The 13,723-nt window shown below is 64.2% G+C and carries 11 protein-coding genes; 5 read left to right on the top strand and 6 right to left on the bottom strand.

All coding sequences use genetic code 11. The features are described from left to right. The first annotated feature begins 256 nt into the window (after nucleotides 1-256). The 5 genes from GOB82_RS01015 to GOB82_RS00995 all read left to right on the top strand — a co-directional run bounded on the left by GOB82_RS01015 (nucleotide 257) and on the right by GOB82_RS00995 (nucleotide 6,592). A complete protein-coding gene (locus GOB82_RS01015; RefSeq protein ID WP_166118538.1) occupies nucleotides 257-1,399 on the top strand; it encodes an OmpA family protein in 1,143 nt (380 codons plus the stop codon). A gap of 198 nt (nucleotides 1,400-1,597) precedes the next feature. Further along, complete coding sequence (locus tag GOB82_RS01010; RefSeq protein ID WP_194300331.1) at nucleotides 1,598-2,059, top strand: GtrA family protein; 462 nt, start codon at nucleotides 1,598-1,600, stop codon at nucleotides 2,057-2,059. A gap of 206 nt (nucleotides 2,060-2,265) precedes the next feature. Next, nucleotides 2,266-4,911: an alanine--tRNA ligase gene (gene alaS, locus GOB82_RS01005; protein ID WP_166119604.1), complete on the top strand. Its 2,646-nt coding sequence runs from the start codon at nucleotides 2,266-2,268 to the stop codon at nucleotides 4,909-4,911. 81 nt (nucleotides 4,912-4,992) lie between these two features. After that, on the top strand, nucleotides 4,993-5,682 hold the full coding sequence (locus GOB82_RS01000; protein ID WP_166118534.1) for a phosphatidylserine decarboxylase: 690 nt from the start codon (nucleotides 4,993-4,995) through the stop codon (nucleotides 5,680-5,682). Nucleotides 5,683-5,686: 4 nt separating this feature from the next. Further along, a complete protein-coding gene (locus GOB82_RS00995) occupies nucleotides 5,687-6,592 on the top strand; it encodes a CDP-alcohol phosphatidyltransferase family protein (protein ID WP_377791989.1) in 906 nt (301 codons plus the stop codon). Here GOB82_RS00995 and GOB82_RS00990 read toward each other — a convergent pair. The 6 genes from GOB82_RS00990 to GOB82_RS00965 are packed head-to-tail and all read right to left on the bottom strand — an operon-like array spanning nucleotide 6,559 to nucleotide 13,709. Then, complete coding sequence (locus tag GOB82_RS00990; RefSeq protein ID WP_166118532.1) at nucleotides 6,559-7,074, bottom strand: NADH-quinone oxidoreductase subunit B family protein; 516 nt, start codon at nucleotides 7,072-7,074, stop codon at nucleotides 6,559-6,561. The genes GOB82_RS00995 and GOB82_RS00990 overlap by 34 nt on opposite strands. A 27-nt stretch (nucleotides 7,075-7,101) precedes the next feature. Next, on the bottom strand, nucleotides 7,102-8,601 hold the full coding sequence (locus GOB82_RS00985; RefSeq protein ID WP_166118530.1) for an NADH-quinone oxidoreductase subunit D-related protein: 1,500 nt from the start codon (nucleotides 8,599-8,601) through the stop codon (nucleotides 7,102-7,104). Further along, nucleotides 8,601-9,716 carry a hypothetical protein gene (locus GOB82_RS00980; RefSeq protein WP_166118528.1) on the bottom strand — a complete coding sequence of 372 codons (1,116 nt, stop codon included), beginning with the start codon at nucleotides 9,714-9,716 and terminating at the stop codon, nucleotides 8,601-8,603. The genes GOB82_RS00985 and GOB82_RS00980 overlap by 1 nt, the downstream gene beginning before the upstream one ends. After that, nucleotides 9,713-10,915 carry a hypothetical protein gene (locus tag GOB82_RS13260; protein ID WP_194300299.1) on the bottom strand — a complete coding sequence of 401 codons (1,203 nt, stop codon included), beginning with the start codon at nucleotides 10,913-10,915 and terminating at the stop codon, nucleotides 9,713-9,715. The genes GOB82_RS00980 and GOB82_RS13260 overlap by 4 nt, the downstream gene beginning before the upstream one ends. Beyond that, entirely contained in the window at nucleotides 10,912-11,922 is a 1,011-nt protein-coding gene (locus GOB82_RS00970) for a hypothetical protein (protein ID WP_166118525.1), read from the bottom strand. Before GOB82_RS00970 ends, GOB82_RS13260 begins: the two co-directional genes overlap by 4 nt. After that, a complete protein-coding gene (locus GOB82_RS00965) occupies nucleotides 11,919-13,709 on the bottom strand; it encodes a hypothetical protein (RefSeq protein ID WP_265793747.1) in 1,791 nt (596 codons plus the stop codon). Before GOB82_RS00965 ends, GOB82_RS00970 begins: the two co-directional genes overlap by 4 nt. Nucleotides 13,710-13,723 lie beyond the last annotated feature (14 nt).

Genomic DNA, 13,723 nt, shown 5'->3' with positions numbered 1-13,723 from the left:
GGCATGTGCTCCAGGAGAGTGGGTGTGTCATACAGACACACCCTGAAGAGCTGAGTATGCAACAGACGCATTATGGGAAACCGAAATGAACTGTTGCAAAGAAAACACAGCTATGGCTTCTAATCGCCAAGAGCACAAAGCTTCGGGTTTCTATTTTGGAACCTATCGTTTTATACGGCTTTAGGCATCTTGCTGGGTCTGACCGCTGAATGGTTGGCGGCTAGAGTCGAACAGATGAAATATTGAGGACGAAAAAATGCGTCTCCGCACGGCGTTACTTGCAACGACACTGATGGCAGCGGCTCCGGCGGCCGCATTCGCCACCACGATCACTGGCCCTTATGTTGATCTGGGCGGTGGTTATAACCTGGTGCAGAATCAGCATGCTCACACTTCCGGTTTCGCCGGCGGTGCTGACAGCTCACAGAACACCACTTCTTCCCAGTTCCGTCATGGCACTGGCTTCACCGGCTTCGGTGCATTCGGCTGGGGCTTCGGCAACGGCCTGCGCGCTGAAATCGAAGGCGTGTATAACTACTCCAACATCAACCACCAGGGTGGCACGTCTGTTCCGGGTCGTACCCGCGGCAGCGACCAGTCCTACGGCGGTTTCGTGAACGTGCTGTATGATATCGACCTGAAGCAGTTCGGTATTGACGCACCTGTCACTCCGTTTGTTGGTGTTGGTGCCGGTTACCTGTGGCAGCACTACAACCCGACAACCACAAGCTTCACCAACGGCAACGTGAGCCGTCTGGGTGGCACGAACGGTGGTTTCGCCTACCAGGGCATCGTCGGTGCAGCTTATGACACGGGCATCCCGGGTCTGCAGGTGACCACGGAATACCGGATGATCGGCCAGCCTGGCTCCTTCACCGATGGTTCCTTCACCTCCACGGCTAACTACGCAAACGGCGCTCATGGTCGTGGCAACACGAACTTCGATCACCGCTTCAACCACCAGTTCATTCTGGGCCTGCGTTATGCCTTCGACACGGCTCCGCCGCCGCCGCCGGTTGCTCCGGTTGTTGCTGCTCCGGCTCCGCTGCCGGCTCGCTCCTACCTGGTGTTCTTCGACTGGGATAAGTCTGCTCTGACGGCACGCGCCCGCCAGATCGTGGCAGAAGCTGCTCAGGCTTCCACCCACGTTCAGACGACCCGCATCGAAGTTAACGGCTACACCGATAACTCCGCTGCTCACCCCGGCCCCCGCGGTGCGAAGTACAACCTGGGCCTGTCCCTGCGTCGTGCTAACAGCGTGAAGGCTGAACTGATCCGTGACGGCGTTCCGGCCAGCGCGATCGACATCCACGGTTATGGTGAATCCAAGCCGCTGGTGCCGACCGGCCCGAACACCCGTGAACCGCAGAACCGTCGCGTGGAAATCATCCTCCACTAATCGACCGGTTCCTCGTGATCGGAAAAAGGGGTACCTTCGGGTGCCCCTTTTTTTTGCCCTGTGCCTCCCGCCCCTTTCAAGGGATTACCCGTGCCCCTTTCAAGCCCGCCCCCCTCCGCCACACTCAAAGCGCCTTCTGAAGCCTCGGCTCCAGTCGAACCCCAGCCTGCGGCTCCGGCTTCCGCCCGCAGGGCCAAACTGGCGCGCCTTCTGAAATTCGGCATAGTCGGCTCGCTTGGTCTTGTCTGGGATTCCGCCACGGTTTACGCCCTGCGCCCGCTGCTCGGGCTTACGGTTGCAACGCTTGTGGCCTATTTTGTCGCGGCAACCCTGAACTGGGCGCTCAACCGCCTCTGGACATTCAAGGGAGCTGGCGCGCATGACCACCCGGTGCTGCAATGGCTGCGCTTTCTTCTGGCCAACAGCTTCGGCTTTCTGCTGAACCGGGGCACGGTTTACACCCTGTTCTACACCGTGCCGCTCTGCGTGACGTATCCGGTTCTTGCCCTGGCGGCCGGCTCTCTGGCAGGGCTGTTCGCCAACTTCAATCTCAGCCAGAAAATGGTTTTTCGGGAAAAGCCCCCAGCCTCTGTGCTGGAACTGGCGGAAGATGCCGTCTCCTTTCCATCGTCACCCAAAAACCCCACCAAGACACCATAACGCCCTGTTCACCCCGCCCCGCGTGCTAACCCCTTTCAGAGCCGCGCCGGGTGCGCTACATCTGGCGTGGGTTAAAGAAGCCTTTCCGCTTTCCGCCTGGCCGTGAGGACTTTTCCTGCGTCAGCCCCTTCCGGAATGTTCCGGTGTGCGGTGCTGGCACGGGAGATCACGCGCCCAACCAGTTTCAGGACCGTCTGCCTCACGCCATGCTCACAACAAACGATATCCGCACCACCTTTCTGGAGTATTTTGCCGGACAAGGGCATCAGATCGTGCCCTCATCGTCACTGGTGCCGCGCAATGATCCCACGCTGCTGTTCACCAATGCGGGCATGGTGCAGTTCAAGAACGTCTTTACCGGGCAGGAAACGCGCCCCTATTCCCGCGCCACCACGGCGCAGAAGGTTGTTCGGGCAGGCGGCAAGCATAACGATCTGGACAATGTGGGCTACACGGCCCGCCATCACACCTTTTTTGAAATGATGGGCAATTTCTCCTTCGGGAATTACTTCAAACCCGAAGCGATTGAACTGGCCTGGACCCTGATTACCCGTGATTTCAACCTGCCGAAGGAAAAGCTGCTCGTCACCGTCTACGCGGATGATGAAGAGGCCGCTGGCCTGTGGCGCTCCATCGCGGGGCTGGATGACAGCAGAATTATCCGCATCCCCACGTCAGACAATTTCTGGCGGATGGGTGATACCGGCCCCTGCGGCCCCTGCTCTGAAATTTTCTATGATCATGGCCCGGATGTTCCCGGCGGCCCGCCCGGCTCCCCTGATGAGGATGGAGACCGGTTTGTCGAGATCTGGAATCTGGTCTTCATGCAGTATTTTGAAGATCCGCCGGGTGTGCGCTCCCCGCTGCCCCGCCCCTCCATTGATACCGGCATGGGGCTGGAACGCTTTGCCGCAATCATGCAGGGCAAGCGGGACAATTATGATACCGACACCTTCCTCGCCCTGATCGAGGCCTCTGCCGAAGTCACGCATCAGGCTGCGGATGGTCCGTTCAAATCCAGCCACCGCGTGGTGGCCGACCACCTGCGCTCTGCCGCCTTCCTGATTGCCGATGGCGTTCTGCCCGCCAAGGATGGCCGAGGCTACGTGCTGCGCCGCATCATGCGTCGCGCCATGCGCCATCTGCACATGATGGGCACGAAAGAGCCGGTTTTCTACAAACTGCTGCCCGCGCTCATCCTCCAGATGGGTGGAGCCTATCCGGAACTGGTGCAGGGTGAAGCCCTCATCCGTGAAACCATGCGCAATGAGGAAGAACGCTTCAAAGCCATGCTGGACCGCGGGCTCGGGCTGCTGGAAGACGAAACGTCCAGACTGTCCAGCGGCGCCGCCCTGCCGGGTGATGTGGCCTTCCGCCTGTATGACACGTTCGGCTTCCCGCTGGACCTCACGCAGGATGCCCTGCGCAGCAGCGGCCACACTGTGGATGTTGCAGGGTTTGACGCCGCAATGGCCGAACAACGCCAGCGCGCACGGGCCGCATGGGTTGGCTCGGGTGACACGGCGATGGAAACCGTGTGGTTCGAGGCGCGGGACAAGTTCGGGGCCTCCGAATTCCTGGGCTACACCACGGAACAGGCTGATGGTGAGGTTCAGGCCGTTATCGCCAATAACAGCTTCCTGAAGGAAGCCGGCGTTGGCACGGAAGTCGCCCTGCTGCTCAACCAGACGCCGTTTTACGGCGAAAGCGGTGGTCAGGCCGGGGATACCGGTGTCCTGACGGCGGCTGGCCTGCGCGTGACCATTACCGATACGCAGAAAAAAGCGGGCGACCTGATCGTGCATTACGGCACGGTGACAGAAGGCACGCTCCGCCCCGGTCAGGCTGTGACCGCCACGGTGGACCATGACCGTCGCTCTGCCATCCGGGCGCATCACTCCGCCACCCATCTGCTGCATGAAGCCCTGCGCCGCAGGCTGGGGGACCATGTTGCCCAGAAAGGCAGCCTGAACACGCCCGAACGCCTGCGCTTTGACGTCAGCCAGCCGCGCCCCATCAGCCCGGAAGAACTGGCCGAGATTGAAGCCGAAGTGAACCGCCGCGTGCGTGAGAACTCCAAGGTTGTCACCCGCTCCATGACGCCGGAACAGGCTGTGGCCGAAGGGGCCATGGCGTTGTTTGGCGAAAAATATGGTGATGAAGTCCGCGTGGTGTCCATGGGCAACCCCGATGGGGAAAAAGCCGCGTGGTCTCTCGAACTTTGCGGCGGCACACATGTGGAGCGCACGGGCGATATCGGGCATTTCCGCATTACGTCTGAAAGCGGTGTTTCCGCTGGTGTGCGGCGTATTGAAGCCGTGGCGGGCACGGCGGCGGAAGCCCTTTCCATCGCCAATGAACAGCGCCTGACACAGATGGCCGCCATGATGAAAGTCGGTGTTGCTGAAGCACCGGAACGTCTGGCGCTGCTGCTGGAAGAACGCCGCACCATGGAACGGCAGATTTCAGCGCTCCAGCGCAAACTGGCCGCAGGCTCTGTGGATGCAACCGCTGTGGAACAGGTGGGCGCTGCCCGTCTGGCCGCCCGCAATGTGGGTGATACCGCCCCGCGTGAACTCAAGGGGCTGGCTGAAACCATCCTCAAGCAGGGCAATGCGGATGTGGTGGTGCTGATTTCCACTGCGGAAGGCAAGGGCAGCGTTGTGGCGGCTGTGGCTCCGGCTCTGACTGAAAAGGTTGATGCCGTGGCTCTCGTCCGCGCAGCCAGCGCGGCCATGGGGGGCAAAGGCGGCGGTGGCCGGCCTGACATGGCGCAGGCAGGCGGCCCGGATGCAACAGCGGCCGATGCCGCTCTTGCCGCCGTGCGCGACACTCTGGCAGGTCTGGTCTGATCCTGCTCCGGCACAGGGGAACATCTCGCATGGTCCCCTGTTTTCTTCCCATGTTCCGGCCTTTTGCGTGAGGACCTCTCCATGTCGCTGATCGACTCTTTCAAACTTGTGCTGGCGCCCCCCCACCCGGAAGCGAAGCCCTTCCTGCTGGCCTCGGGTGCCACCACCCTGATCACCCGTTTTCTGGGCAAGAAGCTTTCCTGCCCGCTGCTGCGCCATGCCGGCACGGCCAGCGGCCTGTTCTTCGGGTTCTGCCTGTATTTCTTCCGTGACCCGGAACGCACCACCCCGGCCCGGAGCGATGTTGCCGTGGCCCCGGCGGATGGCCGCGTGGTGTCTGTTGAAAAAATTGCGCCCCCCGCAGAGCTGGGCATGGGCACCGCGCCGGTCTGGCGTATTGCCACGTTCCTGTCCGTGCTGGATGTGCATATCAACAGAATGCCCGCAGCAGGCACGGTCACACGCATTGCCTACCATCCCGGCCAGTTCCTGAATGCCAGCCTGGACAAGGCGTCTGAACTGAATGAGCGCAATGCCCTCAGCCTCACCCTGCCCGATGGCCGGATGCTGGCTGTGGTGCAGATTGCCGGGCTGATTGCCCGCCGCATTGTGTGCAGTGTTTCTGAAGGCATGAAGGTTGAAGCCGGTGAACGCTTCGGGCTGATCCGCTTCGGCTCCCGCACGGACCTGTATCTGCCGCCGGGCGTGGAACCGCTGGTTTCCGCTGGCCAGACCATGGTTGGTGGGGAAACTGTCATGGCGCGCCTCTGATCCCGTGACAGATCCGCAGCACCCTGCGCAGCTCCCGGCTGCCCCATCCTCCCCCACACCGCCGGACGCCGCGCGCCGCCTGCGGCGCAAGCGCCTGCGCAGGCGGGTGCGGACCAAAATCCACGGGCCGTCCTTCAACCGGCTGATCCCCAATATCCTGACCATGCTGGGGCTGTGTTCCGGCCTGACAGGTATGCGTTTTGCTGTGGAAGGCCGCTTTCAGGCCGCCGGGGTTGCCCTGCTGCTTTCTGCGTTCATTGATGGGCTGGATGGGCGCATTGCCCGCCTGCTGCGTGGCTCCACGCGGTTTGGCGCGGAGTTTGACAGTCTTTCAGACTTTGTCTGCTTTGGTGTGGCCCCGTCTTTCCTGCTGTTTTTCTGGGCACTTCAGGATGGCGGGCGCTATGCCTTCCTGCCGTGCCTGATGTTTACGGTCTGTATGGCCCTGCGGCTGGCCCGCTTTAACGCCACGCTGGATGGCGAAGAAGAAAAGCCCAAATATGCCAGCAATTTTTTCACCGGCGTTCCGGCTCCCGCCGGGGCTGGTCTGGCGCTGTTTCCGCTTTTTCTCGGGCTGGAAGCACAGAAGCTGGGTATCGACTGGCTCTACCGGCTGACACGCCTGCCCTGGCTTCCCGCCTTTACGCTGATCAGCACGGCGTTTCTGCTGGTGTCCACCCTGCCTGTCTGGTCTTTCAAGAACTTCAAGGTTCCGGCGCAGTATGTTCTGCCGGTTATGCTGGGCACAGGGGTTTACACCGCCGTACTGGTGGCGGACCCATGGGGCGCGCTGGCCGCCGCAGGGGTGATTTACATGGTCCTGCTGCCGCTGAGCCGCATGAGCTTCATCAAGCTGAAAAAAGCCGCTGAAGACCTTCAGGAAGACGTGGAAGAAGACCCCTCGGCCTGAGCACCGCTCACGGGTCGGGGCGGCTGCCCGAACAGGGAACATAGTCCATCCAGCACCTGCTGGGGGGATGGCGGGCAGCCGGGAATAACAAGATCAATACTCGCCTTGCGGTCCAGCCCGCCAAGAACGGCGTAATTTTCGGAAAAATACCCGCCATCCATGGCGCAGCCGCCCACGCTGATCAGCCCTTTGGGCTTCGGCATAGCCTGCCATGCGGCTTCGAGAACCGGCGCCATGGTGCGGGTGAGCGGCCCGGTGACGAGCAGGACATCGGCAGAGCGCGGGGTCTGCACAAAGCCGAAACCAGCCCCTTCAAGATCATACGGGCCAGCGGAAAGCGCTTCCAGCTCCATCCCGCAGCCTCCGCAGCCCCCGGTATCCACATGGAACAGCAGGAGCGGCCAGCGCGGCCCAACGGGCTTGAGCCGTTGCCCGCCCCCCTGCCGGAAGGCGGCATCAAACACTGCGCGGATCAGCCCCATGACTGCAAACCCTTCCTGTCCTGTTGTCTAGCCATCCAGCGCCGCAGCATTCACCCCAAGGGACTGCCGCGCCAGTGCCAGATCCGCCACGTTCAGCCCCGGCAGCGTTGCCTCGAACGCCATGAGCGCCGCAAAAGCCGGATCATGCGTGAACACCTGAGCCACACGGCCCGCATGCAGGCGCACCCAGTAGACCACACTGCCCCATGGGCCTTCCATGGTGCCTACACCTTCACCATCCTGCATGGGCAGGTCCACACGCCCCCCGGCGGTCAGCCCCAGCCGGGGGCCTGCTTCACCCAGCATCCGCAGGCTTTCGCCAATCTCATCCAGCAGGACAAGGGCGCGATCTTCCGCTGTGCCGCCCTGCTGGCCCGCTGTAAGCCGCCAGAGGGGCTGATAAGCGCGCTGGGTGCGGCGCCCGTCACAATCACGCCCGCTGGCGCGTGCGATGGGGCCATCCACCCCCACCCGGTCGAGCACTGCGGCATTCACCGGCCCCAGACCACCCAAACGGGCGGACAAGGCCGGATAGGTGCGCCATAACGAGGCCAGCGCCGGATAAATCTCCTCGCCCAGTGCGGCCAGGCGGGCGCACAGTTCGCCCAGCCCCGTTGCATCCCGCAGGCTGACGCCGCCGGGCACGCAATGGTCCATCAGCAGGCGCGACCCGATAACCGGTGCGGACTCAGCCAGAAGCTTTTCCCGAAACCATGCGCAGCGGGAGGCCACAACACGCGCCCCGGCCCCACGCGCCAGCCCGCCCAGCGTGTGCAGGTGCAGCGCAATGCGTTCCAGTTCCGCCAGCACGACACGGATCAACCCGGCCTCCGGCCCCACGGCCCGCCCGCAGGCGGCCTCCACAGCCTGACAGAACGCCACCTGATGCGCGACCGAGCATCCGGCTGCCACACGCCCGCTCAGGCGGCAGGCATCCTCCACGCGGCTGTTACGCCAGCGCAGCGCCAGCCCCCGGTGTGCGTATCCTGAAACAGCTTCGGCCTGCGTAATGGTCTCCCCGGCAAAAGCCATGGCGACATGCACGGGCGTTTCCATCCCGCCTGTGGCAGGTCCGGCTCCGCCATTCACGCCGCCCGCGGCCAGAAGGGTTTCCGAGGGCTGAAAGCTGATCATCCCCTTGTGCCCACCCGCAGGACCGGGGCTGGCCGCCAGCGGCTGCGTTGCGGACCACACAGCATGATCAACCAGTGGGCGCACATCCACCGCCCACATGGCCTCCGCCCCCTGCAGATCATACGCCATGCGCTCATACAGGCTGGAAATGGGGCGTGCGGGAGAAAGAGCCGGGTATCGCCCGTCCTCCAGCGCCAGCGTTGCCGCCAGCGGCTGCCGGGCGGAAGGCATGAACAGGGCATGCACATCCGTCTCATCACACCACAGGCCGACAAAAGGCAGCGTGTCCTGCCCAAGGGCTGTGACCATATCGCGCCAGCCCAGCTCGTCCAGCCGGAAGCGCCAGGGCGTTTCCGTTTCCTGCCCGGCGCGGATAAGGTCTACGGCATCCATCAGAACGCTCCCAGCATCATGGCCAGCGGCACCAGAAACCCGGTGAGCACCAGCACGCTACAGGCCACCCGCCCGGCGGCATCCTCCGGCCATAGATCCTGCGTGAACCCTTCCACCGGCACAGCACGCACCACAGCGCACAGAATTCCGGCCACGGTGAGCACCGTCACGCTCCAGGACCAGTCACTGAGCATGGAGAGCAGCAGCAGGCAGCCCACAAACGGCGCCCCCGGCGGAAAACAGGCCAGCGCCCGCGCGGCCCATGAGCGCCCTGAGCGGTTCCCCCCCGCCAGACACCAGCCACACAGGAACAGCAGGGCCGCGACATCCGCCCGCGCCCCGACCGCTATCAACGCCAGAGCAGACGGAAAGGTGCGGAACAGGCGCAGGCCCTCACCCGAGCGCCCGGCGCAGGCCGTAAGCCACACAGAGGCCAGACCAGCCGCAACCAGAGCCGTATCGAACGCATCTCCCCCATGGGCGCGCATCCGCATGGAAAGCAGGAGTGCAGCCCCGGCAAAGGGGAGGAACAGATAGGTATCATTTTCCTCCCGCCAGGGCTGACCGAAGGGGGTCAGCCCTGCGAGCATCACAAGGCCGCACGCCATCATCAGCCCTGCCGGGGCCGAAGCCGCAGGCAACAGCAGGCCCGCCAGCACCAGAAAAATCCCTACCGAACCGGTTCTGACCAACGCCCACCCGGCCCGGGCCTGCCCCGCCGGGCGGCTGAACACAAATACGCCATAGGCCAGAGCGGCTTCCAGAATCCCCAGCCCGACGATGGGGTCGGGGGTAACACAGGCCAGCCCCGCCAGCGCCGTGGAAACATGTGGCAGGCCGCGCAGCAGCCGGTCTTTCAGCGTGCCGTTTTCCATCACGGTCAGCAGCAGGCCAAACGCCAGCATCACGCGCCCGGCGCGCTGCACAGGGTCATCATCCCACCCTTCGGCACCGGTCGCGGGGAAGAGAAATACCGCAACCGCCAGCGCACAACCCGCTCCGGCCATCCAGATTGCCGTCTCCCGGCTGCGGGGGGATGGGGCCGCCATGACAATGGCCGCGCCAAGCAGCGGCCAAGCAAAGGCCAGTGCCGCCAGAAAAACAGGAATGGTCATGCATCCCTCCCGCGTTCGGACAGATAGCCTTTCAACCAGACATCCCGCGCGATCATCTCCGGTGTGCGCCGGGAAGCAGGTGCGCCTTCAGCCGAAGACTTTTCCGAAGAAGATTCTTCCGGGGAGGGCTCTTCTGGCGAAAGTTTTTCTGGCGAGGTTTCGGGTTCCGTGCCAACCACATGCTCCGGTTCCGCGTCGGGCGAGGGAGCAGCAGGGTCAGCTTCGGCATCCGTCCCGGAGGCAGGAGCCGCCTTGCCGGGCAACGTCTCGCCCACAGGACAATCAGCGTCTTCTTCATCCCCGTCCACCGGGAGGTCGTCCTGTTCGGCACCCGGGCCTTCGGGGCGTGTTTCCGCCGGAGTTTCGGCGTCGCCTTCCGTTTTGGTCTGGCTTGGTTGGGACTGCGTTGGTTTGGGCTGGGCTGGTGTTTTAGTGCGGCCGGGGGGTGTGCCCCCCTCCTCCTCACGGTCTTCCACCTCGGCCCGGAGGCGCGGCCCCACTACCGCATCCGGCCGCAACCCGCGCGGTTCCGGACCGGCTGCATGTGCCACATCTGTTTCCATACCTGCTGGAGAAATCTCGCCCAGATCAAAGGAAGCAGAGCGTGCCTTGGGTCCACCCGCCTCGCCTCCCTTTGCAGGCGCCACGGCGGCACGCAGCATGACACGATGCACGCACAGCCCGCCCAGAACCGCCACAACGCCGCCCGCAAGCGCTGTCACGCCCACAACCATCATCTGGTTTTCAATCACGCCGGACAGCATGACACCATCCACACAGGCCAGCAGCCCAGCCCACTGCCAGACCATGGCCTGACGGCAGGTGACCGCCACCAGCCCCGCCAGCGCCACGCACAGGCCGGCAGGCAGATAGGCTGCCCCCGTATGCTGGCCCGCGGCCTCCGCCGTGGCGGCGGGCACACCTGTTGTCAGTTGCAGGATGACCATCAACCCCAGCGCCAGAAACGGCACGGCAGGGCCGGTGCGTTCCTGCGCGCCATCATCCTGATACCGGCTGACAAACCAGACCGGCAGAACCGAGAACACCACCACGCAGGCCGCGCCAAATTCCTGCAACGGTGCCAGATGGTCCACCAGCATGGCCACCGCCGTAACCACCCCCAGCGCAGGCAGAAAGCCGATCCCGCGCGCCACGACGCACAGCGCCAGCAGCGGCGCCAGAATGACCGCAAGTGTCATGGCGCAGCCCCCCTTTCCTCACCAAAGGCAGGGTCCTGCCCCTCCTGCACGAACGCCGTTTTATCCTGCGCGGCAGGGCCGGCCTGCTGCGGATAGGCCACCTGCCATGCCAGCAGCCCCAGCAGGAACACCGCCGCCAGACGCACCCGCGCCCGGCGCGGGAAGGCCAGCACCATCAACTGTGTTGCAGCAAGCAGAAACGCCGCGACTGCCAGCTTCGCCAGCCAGAACCCGGCCCCGGCAAGGCACTGCGCCAGCCACGGCTCCATGCCGCTCTCACCCGGCATGGCGAGACTGCCCGCCCATGCGATATCTCCGGCCAGCGTAATCCAGACCAGTTGCACGCAATCTGTTGCAAGCATCCATAACGCACGGTCCGCCCCGGAAAGCTGGCAGGAAAGCTCTTCCCCCGCCTGCCGCCCTTTCCAGGCCGCAACCAGAAAAAGCGCCACACCCATCAGCACGAAGGGCGCGCCATCCCCTGCCGGAGAAAGCGGGCGCAACCGGGCAAGAAACGCGGAAAAATCCTGCCCGCCCGCCATCATCAGAACCGGCACGAGGGCTGGCAGAAGCAGCCCTTCGGCCAGCAGGGCAGCATATCCGGCCAGAGCCGCTGCTCCCGCCTGCACCACCAGCGGCAGGCACAGCAGGAGAGAGGCCCCAACCAGTGCCGCACACAGCAGGAAAAAGCCCGGTGCGGGAAAGCCCGACGGAACAAGGGTGAAAACCGGCGTCATGCACGCCGCAAAAACCGCCAGAATCAGCGCCCCCCGGCAGGCCAGCGCACTCAGCCCATCCCCTTTCTGCCGCAGGCCGGACCGGCGGAACTGATGCCGGATTTCCAGCCAGCGCCCCCCTGCGTGAAAGCGCCTCTCTCCCGTCAGTCTGCCCGCCAGACGATTGACCCAGCCACTGAACCAGGGAGCTGCGAGAACCAGCAGCACCGTCTGAAGTGCGAGAGCCAGCAGGCTGGCGAAGGACCAGCCCCATGTGAGATCATGCGTCATCGTGCCGCAAACAGCCCCAGCAGAAGCCCGGCCCCCAGAAAAAGCAGAATCAGAACCATGCCCTGCGCTTCACACCAGGCAACAGTTCTGAACAGCACTGCCTGAAGATAGCGGGCACCGGCCCCGGTTTTTTCCACCACAGGCCATTCAGAGGGTTTCTGCCCGCCCACACCCAGCAGCATTCCGAACGCAACCCAGATCACCGGCACGCCTGCCGCCGCTGCCGGAAGAGCGGGGGGCTCACCATCATACGCCACCACCGGCGCGCCTTCCCGCCATTCGGCAGCACCCGAGACGGCCGGGCGGAGTGGGAACACGCCGAAAGCACGCCCCAGCAGCCCGGCGCCCGCCACACAAACACCCAGCGCGAGTGCTGAGAAAAGAGGGGTCAGGCTGATATCAGACCCGGCAAACCCCACGCTGCCCAGCATCCCCCACGCAAATGCATGCGGTGTATCGCCTGCAAAAAGATGATCCACCAGCGCCAGCCAGCCACCGGGCAGCACCGTTACCACCACAGCACAGCCTGCGCAGATCCATGCCGGGAGCAGGAGCACGGGGCTCAGGGCGCGCGGCTCCTCCTGCGTCTGCACGAAAGCCATAAGCCCCACCCGAAGCAGGCCGATCATCCCCAGCGCCATCACGCAGGCGGCCCCTGTCAGAACCAGCAGCAGACAGAGGGCCTGTGCCGGGTGGGTATTGGCCGCAGCCCCTTCCCCCGCACCAAGCAGGCACCAGAAAACGGCAAAGCCACCCATGGGAGGCACGGCAGAGAGCAGGGCAAGGCTCACCCCCAGAGCAGAGCGCCCGCCCCGCGCCTGCGCCACGGCACTTTGCGGAGCAAACAGCCCGCCATCCTGCCGCGAGAGCCAGAGTGCGGCCAGCAGGGCGAGAAACGGTGTGCCCGTTGCCAGCAATGTCGCCGTGCGGAACAGGTCTCCCCCTTTCACGGAAACAGCCAGAGCCAGCGTGAGCATCACCACCATGCCGCCATAGCCTGCCGTGGCCACGCCGGAGAGAATGCTGGCCGCCTTCGGACTACGCACCGCCTGCACGGCCCCCCAGAGTGCCACCGCCCCACCGCTGACAATCAGCAACGCCTGCTGCACAGGGGGCAGCACCCCGGCTTCCGCCAGTAGCCGCCCCAGCAGGAACAGGCCAATACCCGCCGGCAGCACGGCCTCCGGCCCTTTCTGGGAAGACACAGCCCACCCCAGCAGCAGCACCATCAGACACAGAGACGGCGGAGAAAGCGGACTATCCGCCGGAATACAGGCAGGCAGCACCGCAAAAGGCAGGCAGACGCCCTGCTGCCCACGGTCCGCCAGCAGCACCAGCGCTGTGCCCGCCAGAAGCCCGAACACCAGAGGAGAAAGCGCCAGAAACGCCAACCCCGTGAGCGCACAGGCAAGCCCCCGTGGCCCCACGCCCATCAGGCCGCCGGTAAAAGCCAGCAGCACCAACATGGGCAGAGCGGGGCCATCCATCCCGAACACCGGGAACCAGCTGACGCCCCCCTCCAGCCTGCCCGCAGCCCCTGCCAGAGCCAGCAGGCCGGAACATGCCCAGACCCCGGCCAGAATTTCCGATCGCCAGGAGGCGCACTGCCGCAACAGGCGCTCGGGCAGCACTGCCAGAACCCCCGCCACCACAAACAAAACGAACAGGCTGCAAAGAACAAAAGACGTGAAAATGGAACTCTGGCTCCAGATCTGAATGTACAGGACCGGCGGATAACACCATGCACGCCGTTCTGTGGCAACGCCCGCGCCGGAAGGCAAGGCCACAGAGGGAGAATTTG

This window comes from Acetobacter farinalis, from assembly GCF_011516935.1.
GTDB lineage: Bacteria > Pseudomonadota > Alphaproteobacteria > Acetobacterales > Acetobacteraceae > Acetobacter > Acetobacter farinalis.
Note: the sequence above shows the minus strand (reverse complement) of the source record. Positions and strands in the feature narration are given on the sequence as shown.